Genomic DNA, 15327 nt, shown 5'->3' with positions numbered 1-15327 from the left:
ACACTGGGTGTCGTTCCTGGACCAAAACCTAAAGGTCGGCGTGCAATTCTTGTGGGAGCTGGTTTGCATGCGATAGCGGTTTGCCTGACCCAGCGCTATCGCAGGCAAGCCAGCTCCCACCTGTTGATCGGTGCTCCGCTTCAGGATTTGTTGGGGATACCGTACTTGCGCAGGCGATGGGCGATGGCCGTGTGGGAGGTTTGCAGGCGGCTGGCCAGTTGTCGGGTCGACGGGTAGTGGGTGTAGAGCTTTTCCAGCAGGCCGCGTTCGAAGTCTTCGACGGCCTGTTCCAGGCTGTCGATTTCACCGTCGCTCTGGCGAGCCACCGAAGTGCCGGCGATGTCCAGGTCGCCGATGTCCACCAGGCTGCTTTCACAGATGGCGGCGGCGCGGAAGATCACGTTCTGCAGTTGGCGCACGTTACCCGGCCAGCGGTTACCCAGCAGCGCCGGGTACGTGCCGGGCGCCAGGCGGCACACCGGGCGCTGGATCTGCGCACAGGCCTGCTGCATGAAATAGCGGGCCAGCAACAGGATGTCCTGGCCGCGTTCGCGCAGCGGCGGCACTTCGACATTGAGCACGTTGAGGCGGTAGAACAGGTCTTCGCGGAAGGTGCCCTCGCTGACCATCTTTTCCAGGTCGCGGTGGGTAGCGCTGAGGATGCGCACATTGACCTTCACTTCACGGTCGCCGCCGACCCGTCGGAAGCTGCCGTCATTGAGAAAGCGCAGCAGTTTGGCCTGCAAGTACGGCGACATTTCACCGATCTCATCGAGAAACACCGTGCCCTGGTTGGCCAATTCCATCAGCCCCGGCTTACCCCCGCGCTGCGCACCGGTAAAGGCGCCCGGTGCATAACCGAACAGCTCGCTTTCGGCGAGGTTTTCCGGCAGCGCCGCGCAGTTCAAGGCCAGGAATGGCGCGCTGTGGCGCGCGCTGATGGCGTGGCAGGCGCGTGCCACCAACTCCTTGCCGGTGCCGGTTTCGCCCTGGATCAACAGCGGTGCATCCAGCGCCGCCACGCGCTGCGCGCGCGCCTTGAGGGTGCGGATCACCGGGGACTCGCCCAGCAATGCGTCAAACCCTTCGGCATGGTCGTGGTGCAGCGCCGACAGTTGTTCGCCGATACGGTTGGGTTGGTAGAGGGTCAGCAGGGCGCCCGCGTCGGTGATCGGCGTGGCGTCCAGCAGCAGGGTCTGGCCGTTGACGCTGATCTCGCGCAAGGGCAGGCGAAAGCCGTGTTCCAGCAAGGTGTCCAGCAGCGCCGGGTCATTGAACAGCTCGCTGATGCTTTCCCCGGCCGGCTCGCGACCGTACAGCGCAATCAATGCCGGGTTGGCCAGCAGGATCTTGCCCGCGCTGTCCAGTGCCAGCACCGGGTCGGTCATGGCCGCCAGCAGGGCGTCGAGCTGCAGGTGACGGCGTTGGCCGGGGAGGATGTCCACCACCGTGACCGCCTGCACGCCGTGCACGCTGAACAGGGCATCGCGCAGTTCTTCGAGGACCTCGGCGCTCAGCGTCGGCGCGTCGATATAGACGTTGGGCGGCACCATTTCCACCGCATCCAGGTTGAGATTGCGCCCACCGAGCAAGGCCAGGACTTCCTGGGTGATGCCGACGCGGTCGATGAAGCTGACGTGGATACGCATGGGGCGGTTTTTGGTTCTGGCGTACTGAGGGTGGCCAGTATGCCTGACAGGTGATGGAGATCAAAAATGTGGGCGCGGGCTTGCTCGCGAATACGGTGGGTCAGTGAAAAAGTTGCTGACTGACACACTGCATTCGCGAGCAAGCCCGCGCCCACATTTGATTGTTGGTGCCTGGGAAATCGGGTTATTCGAGGTGTTCGGGCTTGACCGGATCGCCTGCCTTCACATCCAACTGGTGCCGAACATCCTCGAACATCAAGTCGTACTGCTTGTGCATCGAGCCATTCAACACGGCAACCTTGGGCATGCCGTATTTCTGCGCAATGTTCATCGCATGCCGCGCAAAGTCGAACGCCTGGTCCTTGGGCAAGAAAAACTCCTCCTTGAGGTCCTTGCCCTGCACCGAGCCATGCAGCTTGAACAGCATCCCCTTGCCTTCCTTGGGGTCCTGGCTGACTTCGTAGTCGATGCACAGGTTGTAGCTGTAGTCCTGGGCATTCAGCGCGTGACGTTCAACGTGCAGGTGACCCGGTTCAAAGGTTGCCATAGGCGTATCTCCTCTACTTTACAGATAGGTGATGCCAGGTGTTGCCGTGCTGATGCGCGTACCGGCGCTGCCCTGGACGATGGCTTCGATGTCCGAGAGTGAACCGATGACCGCGGTTTTTCCAGTCTGGCGGGCGAACTCGCAGGCCGCTTGCACCTTGGGCCCCATGGAGCCGGCGGCGAAGCCGAGTGTTTCGATTTCGTCAGGGTGGGCCTGGCCGATGGCTTTTTGGGTTGGCTTGCCGAAGTCGATAAAGGCCGCGTTGACATCGGTGGCGATCACCAGCAGGTCGGCGTCCAGTTGCGACGCCAGCAAGGAGGAGCACAGGTCCTTGTCGATCACCGCTTCAATGCCCTTGAGCTTGCCGTCCTCGCCATACATCGTCGGGATGCCGCCACCGCCGGCGCAGATCACGATGGCGCTTTTTTCCAGCAGCCACTTGATCGGACGGATTTCAAAGATGCGCTTGGGCCGTGGACTGGCCACCACGCGGCGGTACTTGTCGCCGTCCGGGGCGATGGCCCAGCCTTTTTCAGCGGCGAGTTTTTCTGCTTCGGCTTTGGAATACACGGGGCCAATGGGCTTGGTCGGGTTCTGGAAGGCCGGGTCCTTGGCGTCCACTTCGACCTGGGTGAGCAGGGTGGCGAACGGTACTTCAAAGTCCAGCAGGTTGCCCAGTTCCTGTTCGATGATGTAGCCGATCATGCCTTCGGTCTCGGCACCGAGCACGTCCAGCGGGTACGGCGACACCTGGGTGTAGGCCGCCGCCTGTAGCGACAGCAGGCCGACCTGCGGGCCATTGCCATGGGCGATGACCAGCTCGTTGCCGGCATGGATCTTGGCGATCTGTTCGGTGGCGATTCGGATATTGGCGCGTTGGTTGTCCGCGGTCATGGGTTCACCACGGCGGAGCAGGGCGTTGCCGCCCAGGGCTACGACGATGCGCATACAGAATGTCCTTCTGAAAGTTCTGATGAAGGAACGCGGTCAATGTGGGCGCTGGCTTGCCTGCGATAGCATCACCGCAGTCTGCTTGATAGACCGAGGCGCCTGCATCGCGGGCAAGCCCGGCTCGCACAAAAAGCAGCGCCCACATTGATAGCATTACCAAGGCGAAGGGTTAGATATCCGCGAGTGCCGACACCAGAATCGCCTTGATGGTATGCATGCGGTTCTCCGCCTGCTCAAAGGCAATGTTGGCCGGCGACTCGAACACGTCCTCGGTCACTTCCACACCATTGGCCAGGTTCGGGTACCGCGCGGCGATGTCCTTGCCCACCTTGGTTTCGCTGTTGTGGAACGCCGGCAGGCAGTGCATGAATTTCACGCGCGGGTTGCCCGAGGCTTTCATCATCTTGGCGTTGACCTGGTAGGGCAGCAGTTGCTCGATGCGCTCGTCCCACGCTTCCACTGGCTCACCCATGGACACCCAGATATCGGTGTGGATGAAGTCCACGCCCTTGACCGCTTCCTTGGGGTCTTCGGTAATGGTGATACGCGCACCGCTTTCCTCGGCAAACGCCTGGCATTGCTTGATGAAGTCCTCGTGCGGCCACAGCGCTTTCGGCGCGCCGATACGCACGTCCATGCCCAGCTTGGCGCCGATCATCAGCAACGAATTGCCCATGTTGTAGCGCGCGTCGCCGAGGTAGGCGTAGCTGATGTCATGCAGCGGCTTGTCGCTGTGTTCGCGCATGGTCAGGGTGTCGGCGATCATTTGGGTCGGGTGGAACTCGGCAGTCAGGCCGTTGAACACCGGTACGCCGGCGAACTTGGCCAGCTCTTCGACGATCTCCTGCTCGAAGCCACGGTACTCGATCGCGTCGAACATGCGTCCGAGTACGCGAGCGGTGTCTTTCATGCTTTCCTTGTGGCCGATCTGCGATGACACCGGGTCGATATAGGTGACGTGCGCGCCCTGGTCATGGGCCGCGACTTCGAAAGCGCAGCGGGTGCGAGTCGAGGTTTTTTCGAAGATCAGCGCGATGTTCTTGCCCTTCAGGTGCGGACGCTCGGTGCCGGTGTATTTGGCGCGCTTGAGGTCGCGGGACAGGTCCAGCAGGTAGTGCAGCTCGCGGGTAGTGTGGTGCATCAGCGACAGCAGGCTGCGGTTGCGCATGTTGAAAGCCATGATGGATCTCCTTCTGTTTAGGTTATCCCCTTGGCCGGCGCCTTATGGGCGACGGCCAAGGCCTGGAAATTAATAGTCGATTGGGTCGCGGATGATCGGGCAGGTCATGCAGTGGCCACCGCCCCGGCCGCGGCCGAGTTCGCCGGCACTGATGGTGATGACTTCCACGCCGGCCTTGCGCAGCAGGGTGTTGGTGTAGGTGTTGCGGTCGTAACCGATCACCACGCCAGGCTCCACTGCGACCACGTTGTTGCCGTCGTCCCACTGTTCACGTTCGGCGGCGAAGCTGTTGCCGCCGGTCTCGACCACACGCAGCGCCTTGAGGTTGAGGGCAGCGGCGACGGTTTCGAGGAAGTTGGTTTTCTCTCGTTGGATGTCGATGCCATGCGGCTTGCTGTCATCAGGGCGCAAGGTGAAGGGGACGATCTGGTTGACCACTTCAGGGAAGATGGTCACCAGGTCGCGGTCGCAGAAGCTGAACACGGTGTCCAGGTGCATCGCCGCGCGGGATTTCGGCAGGCCGGCAACGATCACGCGTTCCACGGCTTTGTTTTTGAACAGGTTACGCGCCAGTTGTCCGATGGCCTGGTGGGACGAGCGTTCGCCCATGCCGATCAGTACGACACCATTGCCAATCGGCATGACGTCGCCGCCTTCCAGCGTGGCGGCGCCGTGTTCCTGGTCGGGGTCGCCGTACCAGATCTGGAAGTCTGCGTTGGTGAACTCAGGGTGGAATTTGTAGATGGCCGAGGCCAGCAGGGTTTCCTGGCGTCGCGCCGGCCAGTACATCGGGTTGAGCGTCACGCCGCCGTAGATCCAGCAGGTGGTGTCACGGGTGAATTGGGTGTTGGGCAATGGCGGCAGGATGAAACTGGCGTGGCCTAGGAAATCGCGGAACATCTCGATGGTCTTGCCACCGAAGCTGCTCGGCAGGTCATCAGCCGACACACCGCCGATCAGGAACTCGCTGATCTTGCGCGGCTCCAGGCTGCGCAGCCACGAGCTGACTTCATCGACCAGGCCCAGGCCCACCGTATTAGCAGTGATCTTGCGCTCCAGGATCCAGTCCAGCGCTTCGGGGATAGCGACGATGTCGGTCAGCAGGTTGTGCATTTCCAGCACATCAATGTCCCGCTCGCGCATCTTGGTGACGAAGTCGAAGTGGTCGCGCTTGGCCTGGGCTACCCACAGCACGTCATCGAACAGCAGTTCATCGCAATTGTTCGGGGTCAGCCGCTGGTGGGCCAAGCCTGGGGAGCACACCATGACTTTGCGCAGTTTGCCGGCTTCGGAATGTACGCCGTATTTCACTTTTTCCGTGGTCATTACAGATCCTCCAGTGAACAAGAGTTACAGGGTCAGGAAGCCGTCGTAGAGCCCATAGGCCGCCACCAGGGCGCCAATGACCACTGCGGCGAAAATCAGCTTCTCGACGTGGGTGAAAATCGGTTTGCCCAGTTCATGCTTGGCCTTGGCGAACAGGATCACGCCGGGGGCATACAGCAGGGCGGAAAGCAGCAAGTATTTGACACCGCCGGCGTAGAGCAGCCAGACCGCGTAGATCAGCGCGACGGCGCCAATGAACAGGTCTTTCTTGCGCTCGGCCAGGGCGTTTTCGTAAGTCTCGCCGCGCACCGCCAGGAGCAGGGCGTAGGCCGCCGACCACAGGTAGGGCACCAGGATCATCGAGGTGGCGAGGTAGATGAGCGACAGGTAGGTGCTGGCGGAAAACAGCGTGATCACCAGGAAGATCTGCACCATCGCGTTGGTCAGCCACAGGGCGTTGGCCGGCACGTGGTTGGCGTTTTCGCGGCGCAGGAACTCCGGCATGGTGTGGTCCTTGGCGGCGGCGAACATGATCTCTGCACACAACAGCACCCACGACAGCAATGCCCCCAGCAGCGAGATGATCAAGCCGACACTGATCAGCACCGCGCCCCAGTGGCCCACGACATGCTCCAGCACGGCCGCCATCGACGGGTTCTGCAGTTTGGCCAGTTCCGGTTGGGTCATGATCCCCAGGGACAGCACGTTCACCAGCATCAGGAACAGCAGCACGGTGATAAAGCCGATCACGGTGGCCTTGCCGACGTCGGAGCGTTTTTCCGCACGGGAGGAGAAGATGCTCGCGCCTTCGATGCCGATGAATACCCACACGGTGACCAGCATCATGTTGCGCACCTGGTTCATCACACTGCCCAGGTCGGGGTTTTTCACGCCCCAGATATCCGCTGTGAAAATATCCAGCTTGAACGCGAACAGCGCGATCAACACAAACAGCACCAGCGGCACCACCTTGGCGACGGTGGTCACCAGGTTGATGAACGCCGCTTCCTTGATGCCGCGCAGCACCAGGAAATGCACAGCCCACAGCAGCACCGACGCACCGATCACGGCGGCCGGCGTATTGCCTTCGCCAAAGATCGGGAAGAAGTAACCGAGGGTGCTGAACAGCAATACGAAGTAACCGACGTTGCCCAGCCACGCGCTGATCCAGTAACCCCAGGCGGATGAGAAGCCCATGTAGTCGCCAAAGCCGGCCTTGGCGTAGGCATACACGCCGCCGTCGAGGTCGGGCTTGCGGTTTGCCAGGGTCTGGAAGACGAAGGCGAGGGTCAACATGCCGATGGCGGTAATGACCCAACCAATCAACACGGCGCCGACGTCGGCACTGGCGGCCATATTTTGCGGCAGTGAGAAGATCCCGCCGCCAATCATCGAGCCGACGACAAGTGCAACCAGTGCGCCCAATCGAAGTTTTCCGGGAGATTCAGACATCGCATAACTCCAATGCAGGAGAAGAGAGACCACAGAATAAATCCGTGCGCTAATCAAACAGCTGACTCAGATCACTTCATTGGCACATTCCATTGTGAATTAATGACTTGGGATGGAAAGTTCTGGGCAATAGTTTTTCGCGCAAAGGTGCTTTCCAGAGCACTCCCTGCGTATTGGTTAATCATTTAGTGCTACGTATGGACGGTTTAAGCTAGACCGTTTTCCCAAATGTGCAAACTTTTCGGTAAGGCGACAGCAAGTAACGTTAAAGCGACAGATGACCGACGGTATTTAAAGTATAAATAAGCCTAAACTATATAAACGGTCATGCCGTTGGGTTATGAGCAGGGTGTTTTTATCGCAGTCACTCATAAACGATACACTCGCTGGATTAAGGCGTTGAGTGCACAGTTTTAGCTAAAAAGTTCATATAATCAGGAGTGTCCATGTCCCAACCGGCCCAGAAGCTACGACTCAGTGCCCTGATCGCCTTGGTGGTAGGGTCGATGATCGGTGGCGGGATTTTCTCGCTGCCGCAGAACATGGCGGCGCGTGCCGAGGTCGGGGCCGTATTGATCGGCTGGGCAATCACCGCGGTCGGTATGCTGACCCTCGCCTTCGTGTTCCAGAGCCTGGCCAATCGCAAGCCCGAGCTGGATTCGGGGGTGTATGCCTACGCCAAGGCTGGCTTCGGCGACTACATGGGCTTCTCATCCGCCTGGGGTTACTGGATAAGCGCGTGGCTGGGTAACGTTGGTTACTTCGTGTTGCTGTTCAGCACCCTGGGTTACTTTTTTCCGGTGTTCGGCCAGGGCAATACGCCGGTGGCCATCGGTTGTGCATCCTTGCTGCTGTGGGCCGTGCACTTTCTGGTGCTGCGTGGGATCAAGGAGGCCGCGTTCATCAACCAGATCACCACTGTCGCGAAGATCGTGCCGCTGCTGATGTTTATCGTGATTGCTTGCGTGGCCTTCAGGGCCGAGATCTTCACCCGTGATATCTGGGGTGCAGGTAACCCGAACCTGGGCAACGTGGTGGACCAGGTGCGCAACATGATGCTGGTCACTGTGTTTGTGTTTATCGGTATCGAGGGCGCCAGTGTGTATTCGGCGCGGGCCGAGAAACGCTCGGACGTGGGCCGCGCCACGGTGATCGGCTTCCTGGGCGTGCTGGCGTTGCTGGTGCTGGTGAATGTGCTGTCCTTGGGCATCATGAGCCAGCCCGAACTCGCGCAATTGCAGAACCCGTCACTGGCGGGTGTGCTGGAACATATTGTCGGCCCGTGGGGGGCGATGGCGATCAGCATCGGCCTGGCGGTGTCGCTGCTCGGTGCCTTGCTGTCCTGGGCGTTGCTCTGCGCGGAAATCCTCTATGCCACGGCCCATGACAAGACCATGCCGGCTTTCCTGAAAAAGGAAAACGCCAACCAGGTGCCGGTCAACGCGTTATGGCTGACCAATGTGATGATCCAGGTCTTTTTGGTGATCACCCTGTTTTCCCACAGCACCTACACCACCCTGATCTACCTTGCCTCATCGATGATCCTGGTGCCGTACCTGTGGTCGGCGGCCTATGCGGTGCTGTTGAGCGGGCGCGGCGAAACCTACGAAGGCGCCCACGGCCAGCGTATGAAGGACCTGCTGGTAGGCCTGGTCGCCCTCGGCTATGCGGTGTGGCTGCTCTACGCCGGCGGCTTGAAGTACCTGCTGCTGTCTGCGCTGCTCTATGCCCCCGGCGTGATCCTGTTTGCCCTCGCCAAGCGTGAGCAGGGCCGGCCCGTGTTTACCCACATGGAAAAAGGCATTTTCAGCTGTGTGATCGCCGGCGCCGGGCTGGCGGCGTATGGGCTGTACAGCGGGGTGTTGTCGTTGTGAGACTGACGTTTGAGCCTCCCTATGACTGGGCAGCGATGGTGGGCTTTTTATCGGCACGGGCGATCATGGGGCTGGAAACCGTGGAGGCGTGTGTCTATCGGCGCAGCATCAGCATCGATGGGCAGCACGGCTGGATCAGCGTTGCGTTGGGGGCGGGTGACTGGCTGGACGTCACGGTGGGCTTCCCTGATGAGGCCGCCTTGCCTGAGATCGAGCGGCGCCTGCGCAGGATGTTCGATCTGGACGCCCAGCCCCGGTGGATCAACGCGCAACTGGCGACCGACCCGCTGATGGCGCAGTTGGTTGCTGCGCGGCCCGGCCTGCGCGTGCCGGGCACTTGGGACGGGCTCGAACTGGCGATTCGTGCCGTGTTGGGCCAGCAGATCACAGTGGTGGCGGCCATCCGCCTGGCGAGCAAGTTGGTGGTCCGCTACGGTCAACCGCTGCAAACGCCGCACGCCGGTATCACCCATGTGTTCCCCGGGCCCGAAGTCTTGGCCGCGACGGATTTGACCACACTGGGAATGCCCAAGGCACGTGGGCGTACGTTGTCGGCTGTCGCCCAGGCTTTGCTGGATGATCCCGAGGTGTTCGAGCCCAAGGCCAGTCTCAAGGAGGGCGTGGCAAGGTTGGTGGCGTTGCCGGGGATTGGCGACTGGACGGCGCAGTACATCGCCATGCGTCAGATGCGCGAGGCGGATGCATTTGCGTCGGGGGATATCGGTTTGATCAATGCATGGGTGGCGCTGGAGGGTGGGCCGGTTTCAGCGCGGCAGTTGCTGGCGCGGGCCGAGGCGTGGCGGCCGCTCAGGGCCTATGCTGCGCAGCATTTATGGACGTCGTTGAGCCGGGTGGATTGAGGGCGCCTGTATGGGCCTCCTCACAGCATAGGCGGCGCGGGGCCTGACATGCGACCGCTATCTGACTGTAAGGCCACGATCCAACTGTGGGAGCGGGCTTGCCTGCGAAGGCGGCCTGACAGCCGACCTGAATGTTGGATCAGGCCGGGTACATATCCGTTATTTAGGTAACGGCTACGAAGGGTTCCGCTCTTACAGCGGGTCACTTTGGAAAAGAGCCCCAAAGTAACCAAAGGGCTCTTGCCCCAACACTCGGCACCTCGCTCACGCTCGGTGTGCCCGTAATCCGACAGGGATTTGGAGGGCCGCCGCCACGCGCCCTCCATGGCGCGGGGCGGCTAAACCGGCATCCCTGCCGGTTTACCCCCCAAATCCCTGTCGAATTCCGGCCAGCGTGTTTGATGGGGCGCCTCAGATCAAAGGCAAGATCAAAAGCCAGATCAACGGCGGCTCGCTTCGCATCGTGGTTACGTTGGTTGCTACGAAGTTGTGCAGATACCTATGTTCATCGGAGCCGGCTTGCCCGGGGGGAGCGGATTTCAGGTCACCACTGTGGGCGGTGTGAACCCAATTCCCCAGCCGCTAGATCCCACTGCAACGGCGTGCCGCTGATCGTCAGCGGGGCCAGCAACCGATGGGCTTGGCCCCAGGCTGTTTGCTCTACTACCAAACCTTGGTCCCCCGGCTCTTCAGCGCGCAACGCCGGCTGCTCCGGCACCTGTCCCGCCTCCACCAGCAACTTCGCCGTGCGCGCCAGTGACAACCGAGCCGAACCACCGCGTCCGGATTTCAAGCGTTCGCTCAAGGCTTGAATCGCACTGGCGGCCATCAAGTACCCGGTCGCGTGATCCAATGCCTGCAACGGCAGCGGCACGGGTTTGTCAGCTTGTTTCCAGGCCATGCCCGCGTCGGCAATCCCGCTGCTCATCTGCACCAGGCTGTCGAATCCTCGCCGATTACGCCACGGGCCGCTCCAGCCGTAAGCGTTAAGGCTCACGTCGATCAGTCCGGGGGCCAGGGTTTGCAGGGCGCTGGTGGTGTAGCCCAGCTGTTCCAGGGCGTCGGCGCGGTAGCCATGGAACAGGATGTCGGCGTCCTTGAGCAGGCTTTCGAATAGCTGCCGGCCTTCGGGGCTCTTCAGGTCCAGGCGGGCGCAGCGTTTGCCCAGGGTCATTTCCGGCACTACGCCGGGTTCGTTCCAGGTCGGGGAGTCGATGCGCAGCACATCGGCGCCGAGGCCCGCGAGAAAGCGACTGGCCACGGGACCAGCCAGTACGCGGGTCAGGTCCAGCACTTTGAGGCCCGCCAGCGGCCGCGCGGCCGAGCCAAGCCAGGGGGTGTCGAGGGTGTTTTCATAGGTCTGGCGCTGCACCAAGGCCTCGGCGTTCACCGCCAAGCCTTGCGGATGCGATTGCCAAGCTTGCCAGGAGCGCATCTGCGCTGCACAGCCACCTTCGTCGACAATGGCCTGCTCCAGCTCAGCGGCCTTCCATTTAGCTACGTTGACTGCCATTTCGCTGCGGTCGACTACTGTGCCCAGCACCCGTTCGGCGGCGGCACGGTGGTGAGGCGCGTTGGTGTGCAGGCGAATCCAGCCATCGGCGCTGGCGTAGTCGCCGGCCACCGGGTCCCACAGCGGTGGGACGTCCCAGCCGATCGGGCGAATCGAGGAGGAGAACCAGAAAGACGCCAGACGCCGGTCCACACTGATGCTGGGCAGGCGCCCGGTCTGCTGCTGGATAAGCTGAGCCACGGCCTGGCCGGCGGCGCCGATACTGGCGCTGGCCAGGTCGGTGACAGCGAAGGTCGAGGGCAGGGCGCCGGCTTCGGTAAAGGTCAGTGGCGTGTGCGGTAGATCGAGTGCGGCTTGGATGGGGGTCAGCAGGTCAGTCATCAAAGGCCCTCCGTAAGAGAAGGGCCACTATAGAAGATCATCAGGCCGCTGTGGCAACCCCCGGCTCCAACGGCAACTCGATGCTGGCAACAAAACCGCCGTCAGGATGGTTGGCCAGGATCAGGCTGCCGCCATGGCGTTCGGCCGCGCGTCGGGCGATCGCCAGGCCCAGGCCGTGGCCTTGTGCTGTCTGTCCGGGGGCGCGGTAGAACGGTTCGCCCAATTGGCTCAAGTGTTCGGCGTCAACGCCTGGGCCGTGGTCGCGCACGCTGATCAGGATGCGCTCGCCCTGGCGCTGGGCGTGCAGCTCAATCGCCTGGCCTTGTGGATTGAAGCGCTGGGCATTGCGTAGCAGGTTGTCCACGGCGCGTTCGATCATGGTCGGCCAGCCTTTGAGGTGCAGGTCGGTGTCGGCGTTCAGTTGCACCACTTGGTCCGGCGCGCCCAATTGAGCGTCCTTTTGCAACGTCTTGAGCAGTGGGATGAGGTCGACATCTTCGGCGCTGGCGTTATCGGCATCCACGCGCGCCAATACCAGGATTTCGCTGATCAACGCTTCCAGGCGATCACATTCGCGGGTCAGGCGTGGCCAGAGTTTTTCCCGCTCTTCGGGGCTGGCGCGTTCGGCCAGGGCCAGGGCAATGCGCAGGCGGGCCAGGGGTGAGCGCAGTTCGTGGGAGACGTCGCGCAGCAATTGGCGCTGGCTGCCGATCAGGCTTTGCAGGCGGGCGCCCATGCGGTTGAAGTCGGTGGCGAGCACGCCGAATTCATCGCGACGGTTGGCCAGTTGCGCCAGGCTGTTCTGTTGGTAGGTGGTCTGGCCGAGGTCATGCACCGCACCGCGCAGTCGGCTGAGCGGGCGGGTGATGGAAAGGGTGACCAACAGGCTGAACAGGGTCAGCACCACCAGCGCAATCGCCAGTGCACTCAGCGGCCAGAGCAAGCTGTTGCGGTGCCAGGCGTCGAGTTCCGGGTGGGGAATGCGGTAGATCAGCAGGTAGGTGTCGCCGGTCTTCTCGCTGGTGTATTCGGCGGTCAGGCGACGCCAGGGCAGGTGGCTGTCCTGGCTGTCGCTCTGCCGGGCCTCCAAGGCGGCGGCCCGGCGTGGGAAGGTGCCACGCACCACGGGCTCGCCGCTTTCATTAAGTACTTGCACGTCGATGTGATACTGGCGCTTGCGCTGTTGCAGCAATTCCTGGGCGGCGTCCTCGCCCTGTGCTTCGTAGAGTTGGGTCCACTCTTCGGGCAAGTTGCTGAGACCGGGATGGCGGCTGAGAATCCAGGCATCCTGGTTAAGCATGTGCCCAAGCAGGATCGACAACCCGGCAACCAAGGCGATGGCCAGCCAGAAACTGGCCAGGATGCGCCAGAACAATGAACGCACAGGAAACCCTCAAACAGGAAAAGCCCAGCGGCGCGAGCCACTGGGCTGTGGGAGTGACGCTAACGCATTATTGCGCTTTTTGCGGCTGTTGCGCCTTCCAGGCCTGGAATTCCTTCCACTCGGCGCGGCGTTGTTCTTGCTTCTTGACGATCTCGTCGAATTTCTTCTGCTGATCGGGTTTCAACACGGCACGGATGTCAGCCTGGGTTTTCTGCTTGCCGGCGGCGATTTCGTCTTGCATGGCTTTCTGGTCAGCGGCCGGGAGTTTGTCCAGGTACTTTTTGACCAGGTCTTTGCGAGCGTGCCATTGGTCGCCCATCAGTTTGCCGATCTGCTCGCGTTGTTCTTTGCTCAGGTCCAACTGGCTGAAGGGGCCGCCTTTGCCACGCGGACCGTGTTCACCGCCGTGGCCCGGGCCGCCCATCATGTGGCCTTCAGGGCCGCCCATCGGGCCTGGGCCTTCGGGCATTGCAGCCATGGCAACGGTCGGCAGGGCAGCGGCGAACATCAAAGCGATAAGGGTCTTGCGCATGGTGATTCTCCTGTCTCTATTCCGGTGAGTCCGGATGTGAGTAGATTACGGAGATCAAGGTCAGCCGCCGTCAGGGGAGGGTAAAGGTTTGGTAAGGGCGGCAGTTGCACGTTTCCAACGGCAAGCGGCGAGTCAGCGCGTTTCACTTGCCGCGTGTAGCTTGCAACTTGAAGCCTCCTCAGAGGCTGTAGTAGTAACCACGGCTACGCAACGCCACGATCCGTGGCCGGCCATCCGGGTGTGGGCCGATCTTTTTGCGCAGGTTGCTCACGTGCATGTCCAGGCTGCGGTCGTACAGGGTCAGCTTGCGGCCCAGGGCGATCTGCGCCAGCTCCTGTTTGTCCAATGGCTCGCCGGGCTGGCGCAGCAGGGCTTCCAGCAGGCGGCTCTCGGAGACGGTGAGGGCGAACTCCTGTTCATCGATGCTGACCACGCCGCGCACCGGGCTGAAGCACAGGTCGCCCAGCTCAAGCTGGGTGGACACGGCGGCAGGGTGGCTGCGGCGTAGCACGGCACGCAGGCGGGCAGTCAGCTCGCGTGGGTCGCAGGGCTTGGCCAGGTAATCATCGGCGCCCAATTCCAGGCCGAGGATGCGGTCCAGCGGTTCGCCGCGGGCCGATAGCATCAGCACCGGCAGCTCCGGGTGATCGTTGCGCAATTGCTTGAGCAGCTCAAGCCCGCTACCGTCAGGCAACATCACGTCGAGCACCACGGCGGCCGGGGCACTGTCGGCCAAGGCTTTGCGGGCGCTCAAGCCATCATGGCAGGCGCGCACCTGGAAGCCTTCCTGGCTCAACCAACTGGTCAGCAGCTCGCAGAGCTCCTGGTCATCATCTATCAGTAACAGCTCGCTCATGACTCACTCAATTTAGCCATTGTCGACGGCGACGGTGCCCACCGCTGGCGAAGATCCCGCACAGCAGGGCGATCAGTGCGACGGCCCCGCCGGTGACGAACCACTGTTGCTGTTCGGTCAGCCATCGGGTCAAGGCGCCGCCCTGTGTCTCTTTGAGTTGCTGGGCCAAGCGTTGGTTCTCTTGGCGAAGGCGACTCAATTGGGCGCTTTCGCGGGCAGCGTCGGCACTTTGCAGTTGCTTGCCCAGTTCTTCACGCTGGCGCTCGCTTTCCTTCAAACGTTGCTGCAACTCGGTGATCTGGGCGCCGGCACTCAAGGACAGGGGCGTGGAACTGCCGGTGCTCGAGGTTTCTTCGGCGTGGGCCGTAGCCCCGATCATTACCACTGCCAACAGACACAACTGACGTAAGCGCATCGGAACTCCTGATTCCACACGAATATTCAGAACGTTGTCGGCAGGTTACCCAGAATAATGAGCAATTAGGAGTACGCCGAACCGATTAGGTTCGGCGCGGCCGGAATCAAGGCAGGACTTGCTTGAACGGCTTGATCACGACGTCGGCGTAAACGCCGGCCGCAACATAAGGATCCGCCTTGGCCCAGGCCTGGGCGTCGGCCAGCGAGGCAAACTCGGCGACGATGAGGCTACCGGTGAAACCGGCATCGCCCGGGTCATTGCTGTCCACCGCAGGATGCGGGCCGGCCAGTACGATACGACCTTCGGCCTGCAGCTGTTTGAGGCGTTCGACATGGGCCGGGCGCACGCTCAGGCGTTTTTCCAGCGAGTTCGCAACGTCGGTGGCAATGATGGCGTAGAGCATG

Annotated in this window: 14 protein-coding genes; 2 read left to right on the top strand and 12 right to left on the bottom strand. The window is 61.7% G+C overall.

Features of this window, described 5'->3' with window-relative positions; genetic code table 11:
- Positions 1 to 140: 140 nt before the first annotated feature.
- The 6 genes from ATH90_RS22730 to arcD (ATH90_RS22705) all read right to left on the bottom strand — a co-directional run bounded on the left by ATH90_RS22730 (position 141) and on the right by arcD (ATH90_RS22705) (position 7105).
- The gene (locus ATH90_RS22730) at positions 141 to 1649 is read right to left on the bottom strand and encodes a sigma-54-dependent transcriptional regulator (protein ID WP_034109138.1); all 1509 of its coding nucleotides are present in this window, start codon (positions 1647 to 1649) and stop codon (positions 141 to 143) included.
- A gap of 184 nt (positions 1650 to 1833) precedes the next feature.
- Entirely contained in the window at positions 1834 to 2196 is a 363-nt protein-coding gene (locus ATH90_RS22725) for a DUF5064 family protein (protein ID WP_069078272.1), read from the bottom strand.
- An 18-nt stretch (positions 2197 to 2214) separates the two neighbouring features.
- Positions 2215 to 3144, bottom strand: coding sequence for a carbamate kinase (gene arcC, locus ATH90_RS22720; protein ID WP_069078273.1), 930 nt, complete (start codon positions 3142 to 3144; stop codon positions 2215 to 2217).
- Positions 3145 to 3316: 172 nt separating this feature from the next.
- Positions 3317 to 4327, bottom strand: coding sequence for an ornithine carbamoyltransferase (locus ATH90_RS22715; RefSeq protein WP_016973242.1), 1011 nt, complete (start codon positions 4325 to 4327; stop codon positions 3317 to 3319).
- A gap of 69 nt (positions 4328 to 4396) precedes the next feature.
- Positions 4397 to 5653 (bottom strand): arginine deiminase, encoded by a 1257-nt coding sequence (gene arcA, locus ATH90_RS22710; protein ID WP_034109135.1) that lies wholly within the window; start codon positions 5651 to 5653, stop codon positions 4397 to 4399.
- A 24-nt stretch (positions 5654 to 5677) separates the two neighbouring features.
- On the bottom strand, positions 5678 to 7105 hold the full coding sequence (arcD, locus tag ATH90_RS22705) for an arginine-ornithine antiporter (RefSeq protein ID WP_034109134.1): 1428 nt from the start codon (positions 7103 to 7105) through the stop codon (positions 5678 to 5680).
- A 446-nt stretch (positions 7106 to 7551) separates the two neighbouring features.
- Here arcD (ATH90_RS22705) and arcD (ATH90_RS22700) point away from each other — a divergent pair, with 446 nt between their 5' ends.
- Together arcD (ATH90_RS22700) and ATH90_RS22695 are read left to right on the top strand one after the other, a co-directional pair.
- Entirely contained in the window at positions 7552 to 8979 is a 1428-nt protein-coding gene (gene arcD / locus ATH90_RS22700) for an arginine-ornithine antiporter (RefSeq protein ID WP_098467299.1), read from the top strand.
- Positions 8976 to 9839 (top strand): DNA-3-methyladenine glycosylase family protein, encoded by an 864-nt coding sequence (locus tag ATH90_RS22695; RefSeq protein ID WP_098467298.1) that lies wholly within the window; start codon positions 8976 to 8978, stop codon positions 9837 to 9839. Before arcD (ATH90_RS22700) ends, ATH90_RS22695 begins: the two co-directional genes overlap by 4 nt.
- Positions 9840 to 10383: 544 nt before the next feature.
- On the opposite strand, the gene ATH90_RS22690 is transcribed toward ATH90_RS22695, so the two are convergent.
- The 6 genes from ATH90_RS22690 to ATH90_RS22665 form a co-directional block, all read right to left on the bottom strand.
- The gene (locus ATH90_RS22690) at positions 10384 to 11733 is read right to left on the bottom strand and encodes a CoA transferase (RefSeq protein ID WP_098467297.1); all 1350 of its coding nucleotides are present in this window, start codon (positions 11731 to 11733) and stop codon (positions 10384 to 10386) included.
- Positions 11734 to 11773: 40 nt separating this feature from the next.
- A complete protein-coding gene (locus ATH90_RS22685) occupies positions 11774 to 13117 on the bottom strand; it encodes a sensor histidine kinase (protein WP_034109060.1) in 1344 nt (447 codons plus the stop codon).
- 67 nt (positions 13118 to 13184) lie between these two features.
- Complete coding sequence (locus ATH90_RS22680) at positions 13185 to 13649, bottom strand: LTXXQ domain protein (RefSeq protein ID WP_034109057.1); 465 nt, start codon at positions 13647 to 13649, stop codon at positions 13185 to 13187.
- 178 nt (positions 13650 to 13827) lie between these two features.
- The gene (locus ATH90_RS22675; RefSeq protein ID WP_003193803.1) at positions 13828 to 14505 is read right to left on the bottom strand and encodes a response regulator transcription factor; all 678 of its coding nucleotides are present in this window, start codon (positions 14503 to 14505) and stop codon (positions 13828 to 13830) included.
- Between the two features lie 7 nt (positions 14506 to 14512).
- Positions 14513 to 14920, bottom strand: a complete 408-nt coding sequence (locus ATH90_RS22670; RefSeq protein ID WP_069078149.1) for an SH3 domain-containing protein — start codon at positions 14918 to 14920, stop codon at positions 14513 to 14515.
- A gap of 106 nt (positions 14921 to 15026) precedes the next feature.
- The gene (locus ATH90_RS22665; protein ID WP_015885584.1) at positions 15027 to 15326 is read right to left on the bottom strand and encodes a YciI family protein; all 300 of its coding nucleotides are present in this window, start codon (positions 15324 to 15326) and stop codon (positions 15027 to 15029) included.
- Position 15327: the final 1 nt, after the last annotated feature.

The sequence above is a fragment of the Pseudomonas lurida genome, from assembly GCF_002563895.1.
GTDB classification, from domain to species: Bacteria; Pseudomonadota; Gammaproteobacteria; order Pseudomonadales; family Pseudomonadaceae; genus Aquipseudomonas; species Aquipseudomonas lurida.
Note: the sequence above shows the minus strand (reverse complement) of the source record. Positions and strands in the feature narration are given on the sequence as shown.

Bases quoted from the DNA above. Each gene is read 5' to 3' on its own strand.
- ATH90_RS22730 (WP_034109138.1), bottom strand. From the start codon at position 1,649: ATGCGTATCCACGTCAGCTTCATCGACCGCGTCGGCATCACCCAGGAA.
- ATH90_RS22725 (WP_069078272.1), bottom strand. From the start codon at position 2,196: ATGGCAACCTTTGAACCGGGTCACCTGCACGTTGAACGTCACGCGCTG.
- arcC (WP_069078273.1), bottom strand. From the start codon at position 3,144: ATGCGCATCGTCGTAGCCCTGGGCGGCAACGCCCTGCTCCGCCGTGGT.
- ATH90_RS22715 (WP_016973242.1), bottom strand. From the start codon at position 4,327: ATGGCTTTCAACATGCGCAACCGCAGCCTGCTGTCGCTGATGCACCAC.
- arcA (WP_034109135.1), bottom strand. From the start codon at position 5,653: ATGACCACGGAAAAAGTGAAATACGGCGTACATTCCGAAGCCGGCAAA.
- arcD (WP_034109134.1), bottom strand. From the start codon at position 7,105: ATGTCTGAATCTCCCGGAAAACTTCGATTGGGCGCACTGGTTGCACTT.
- arcD (WP_098467299.1), top strand. From the start codon at position 7,552: ATGTCCCAACCGGCCCAGAAGCTACGACTCAGTGCCCTGATCGCCTTG.
- ATH90_RS22690 (WP_098467297.1), bottom strand. From the start codon at position 11,733: ATGACTGACCTGCTGACCCCCATCCAAGCCGCACTCGATCTACCGCAC.
- ATH90_RS22680 (WP_034109057.1), bottom strand. From the start codon at position 13,649: ATGCGCAAGACCCTTATCGCTTTGATGTTCGCCGCTGCCCTGCCGACC.
- ATH90_RS22675 (WP_003193803.1), bottom strand. From the start codon at position 14,505: ATGAGCGAGCTGTTACTGATAGATGATGACCAGGAGCTCTGCGAGCTG.
- ATH90_RS22670 (WP_069078149.1), bottom strand. From the start codon at position 14,920: ATGCGCTTACGTCAGTTGTGTCTGTTGGCAGTGGTAATGATCGGGGCT.
- ATH90_RS22665 (WP_015885584.1), bottom strand. From the start codon at position 15,326: ATGCTCTACGCCATCATTGCCACCGACGTTGCGAACTCGCTGGAAAAA.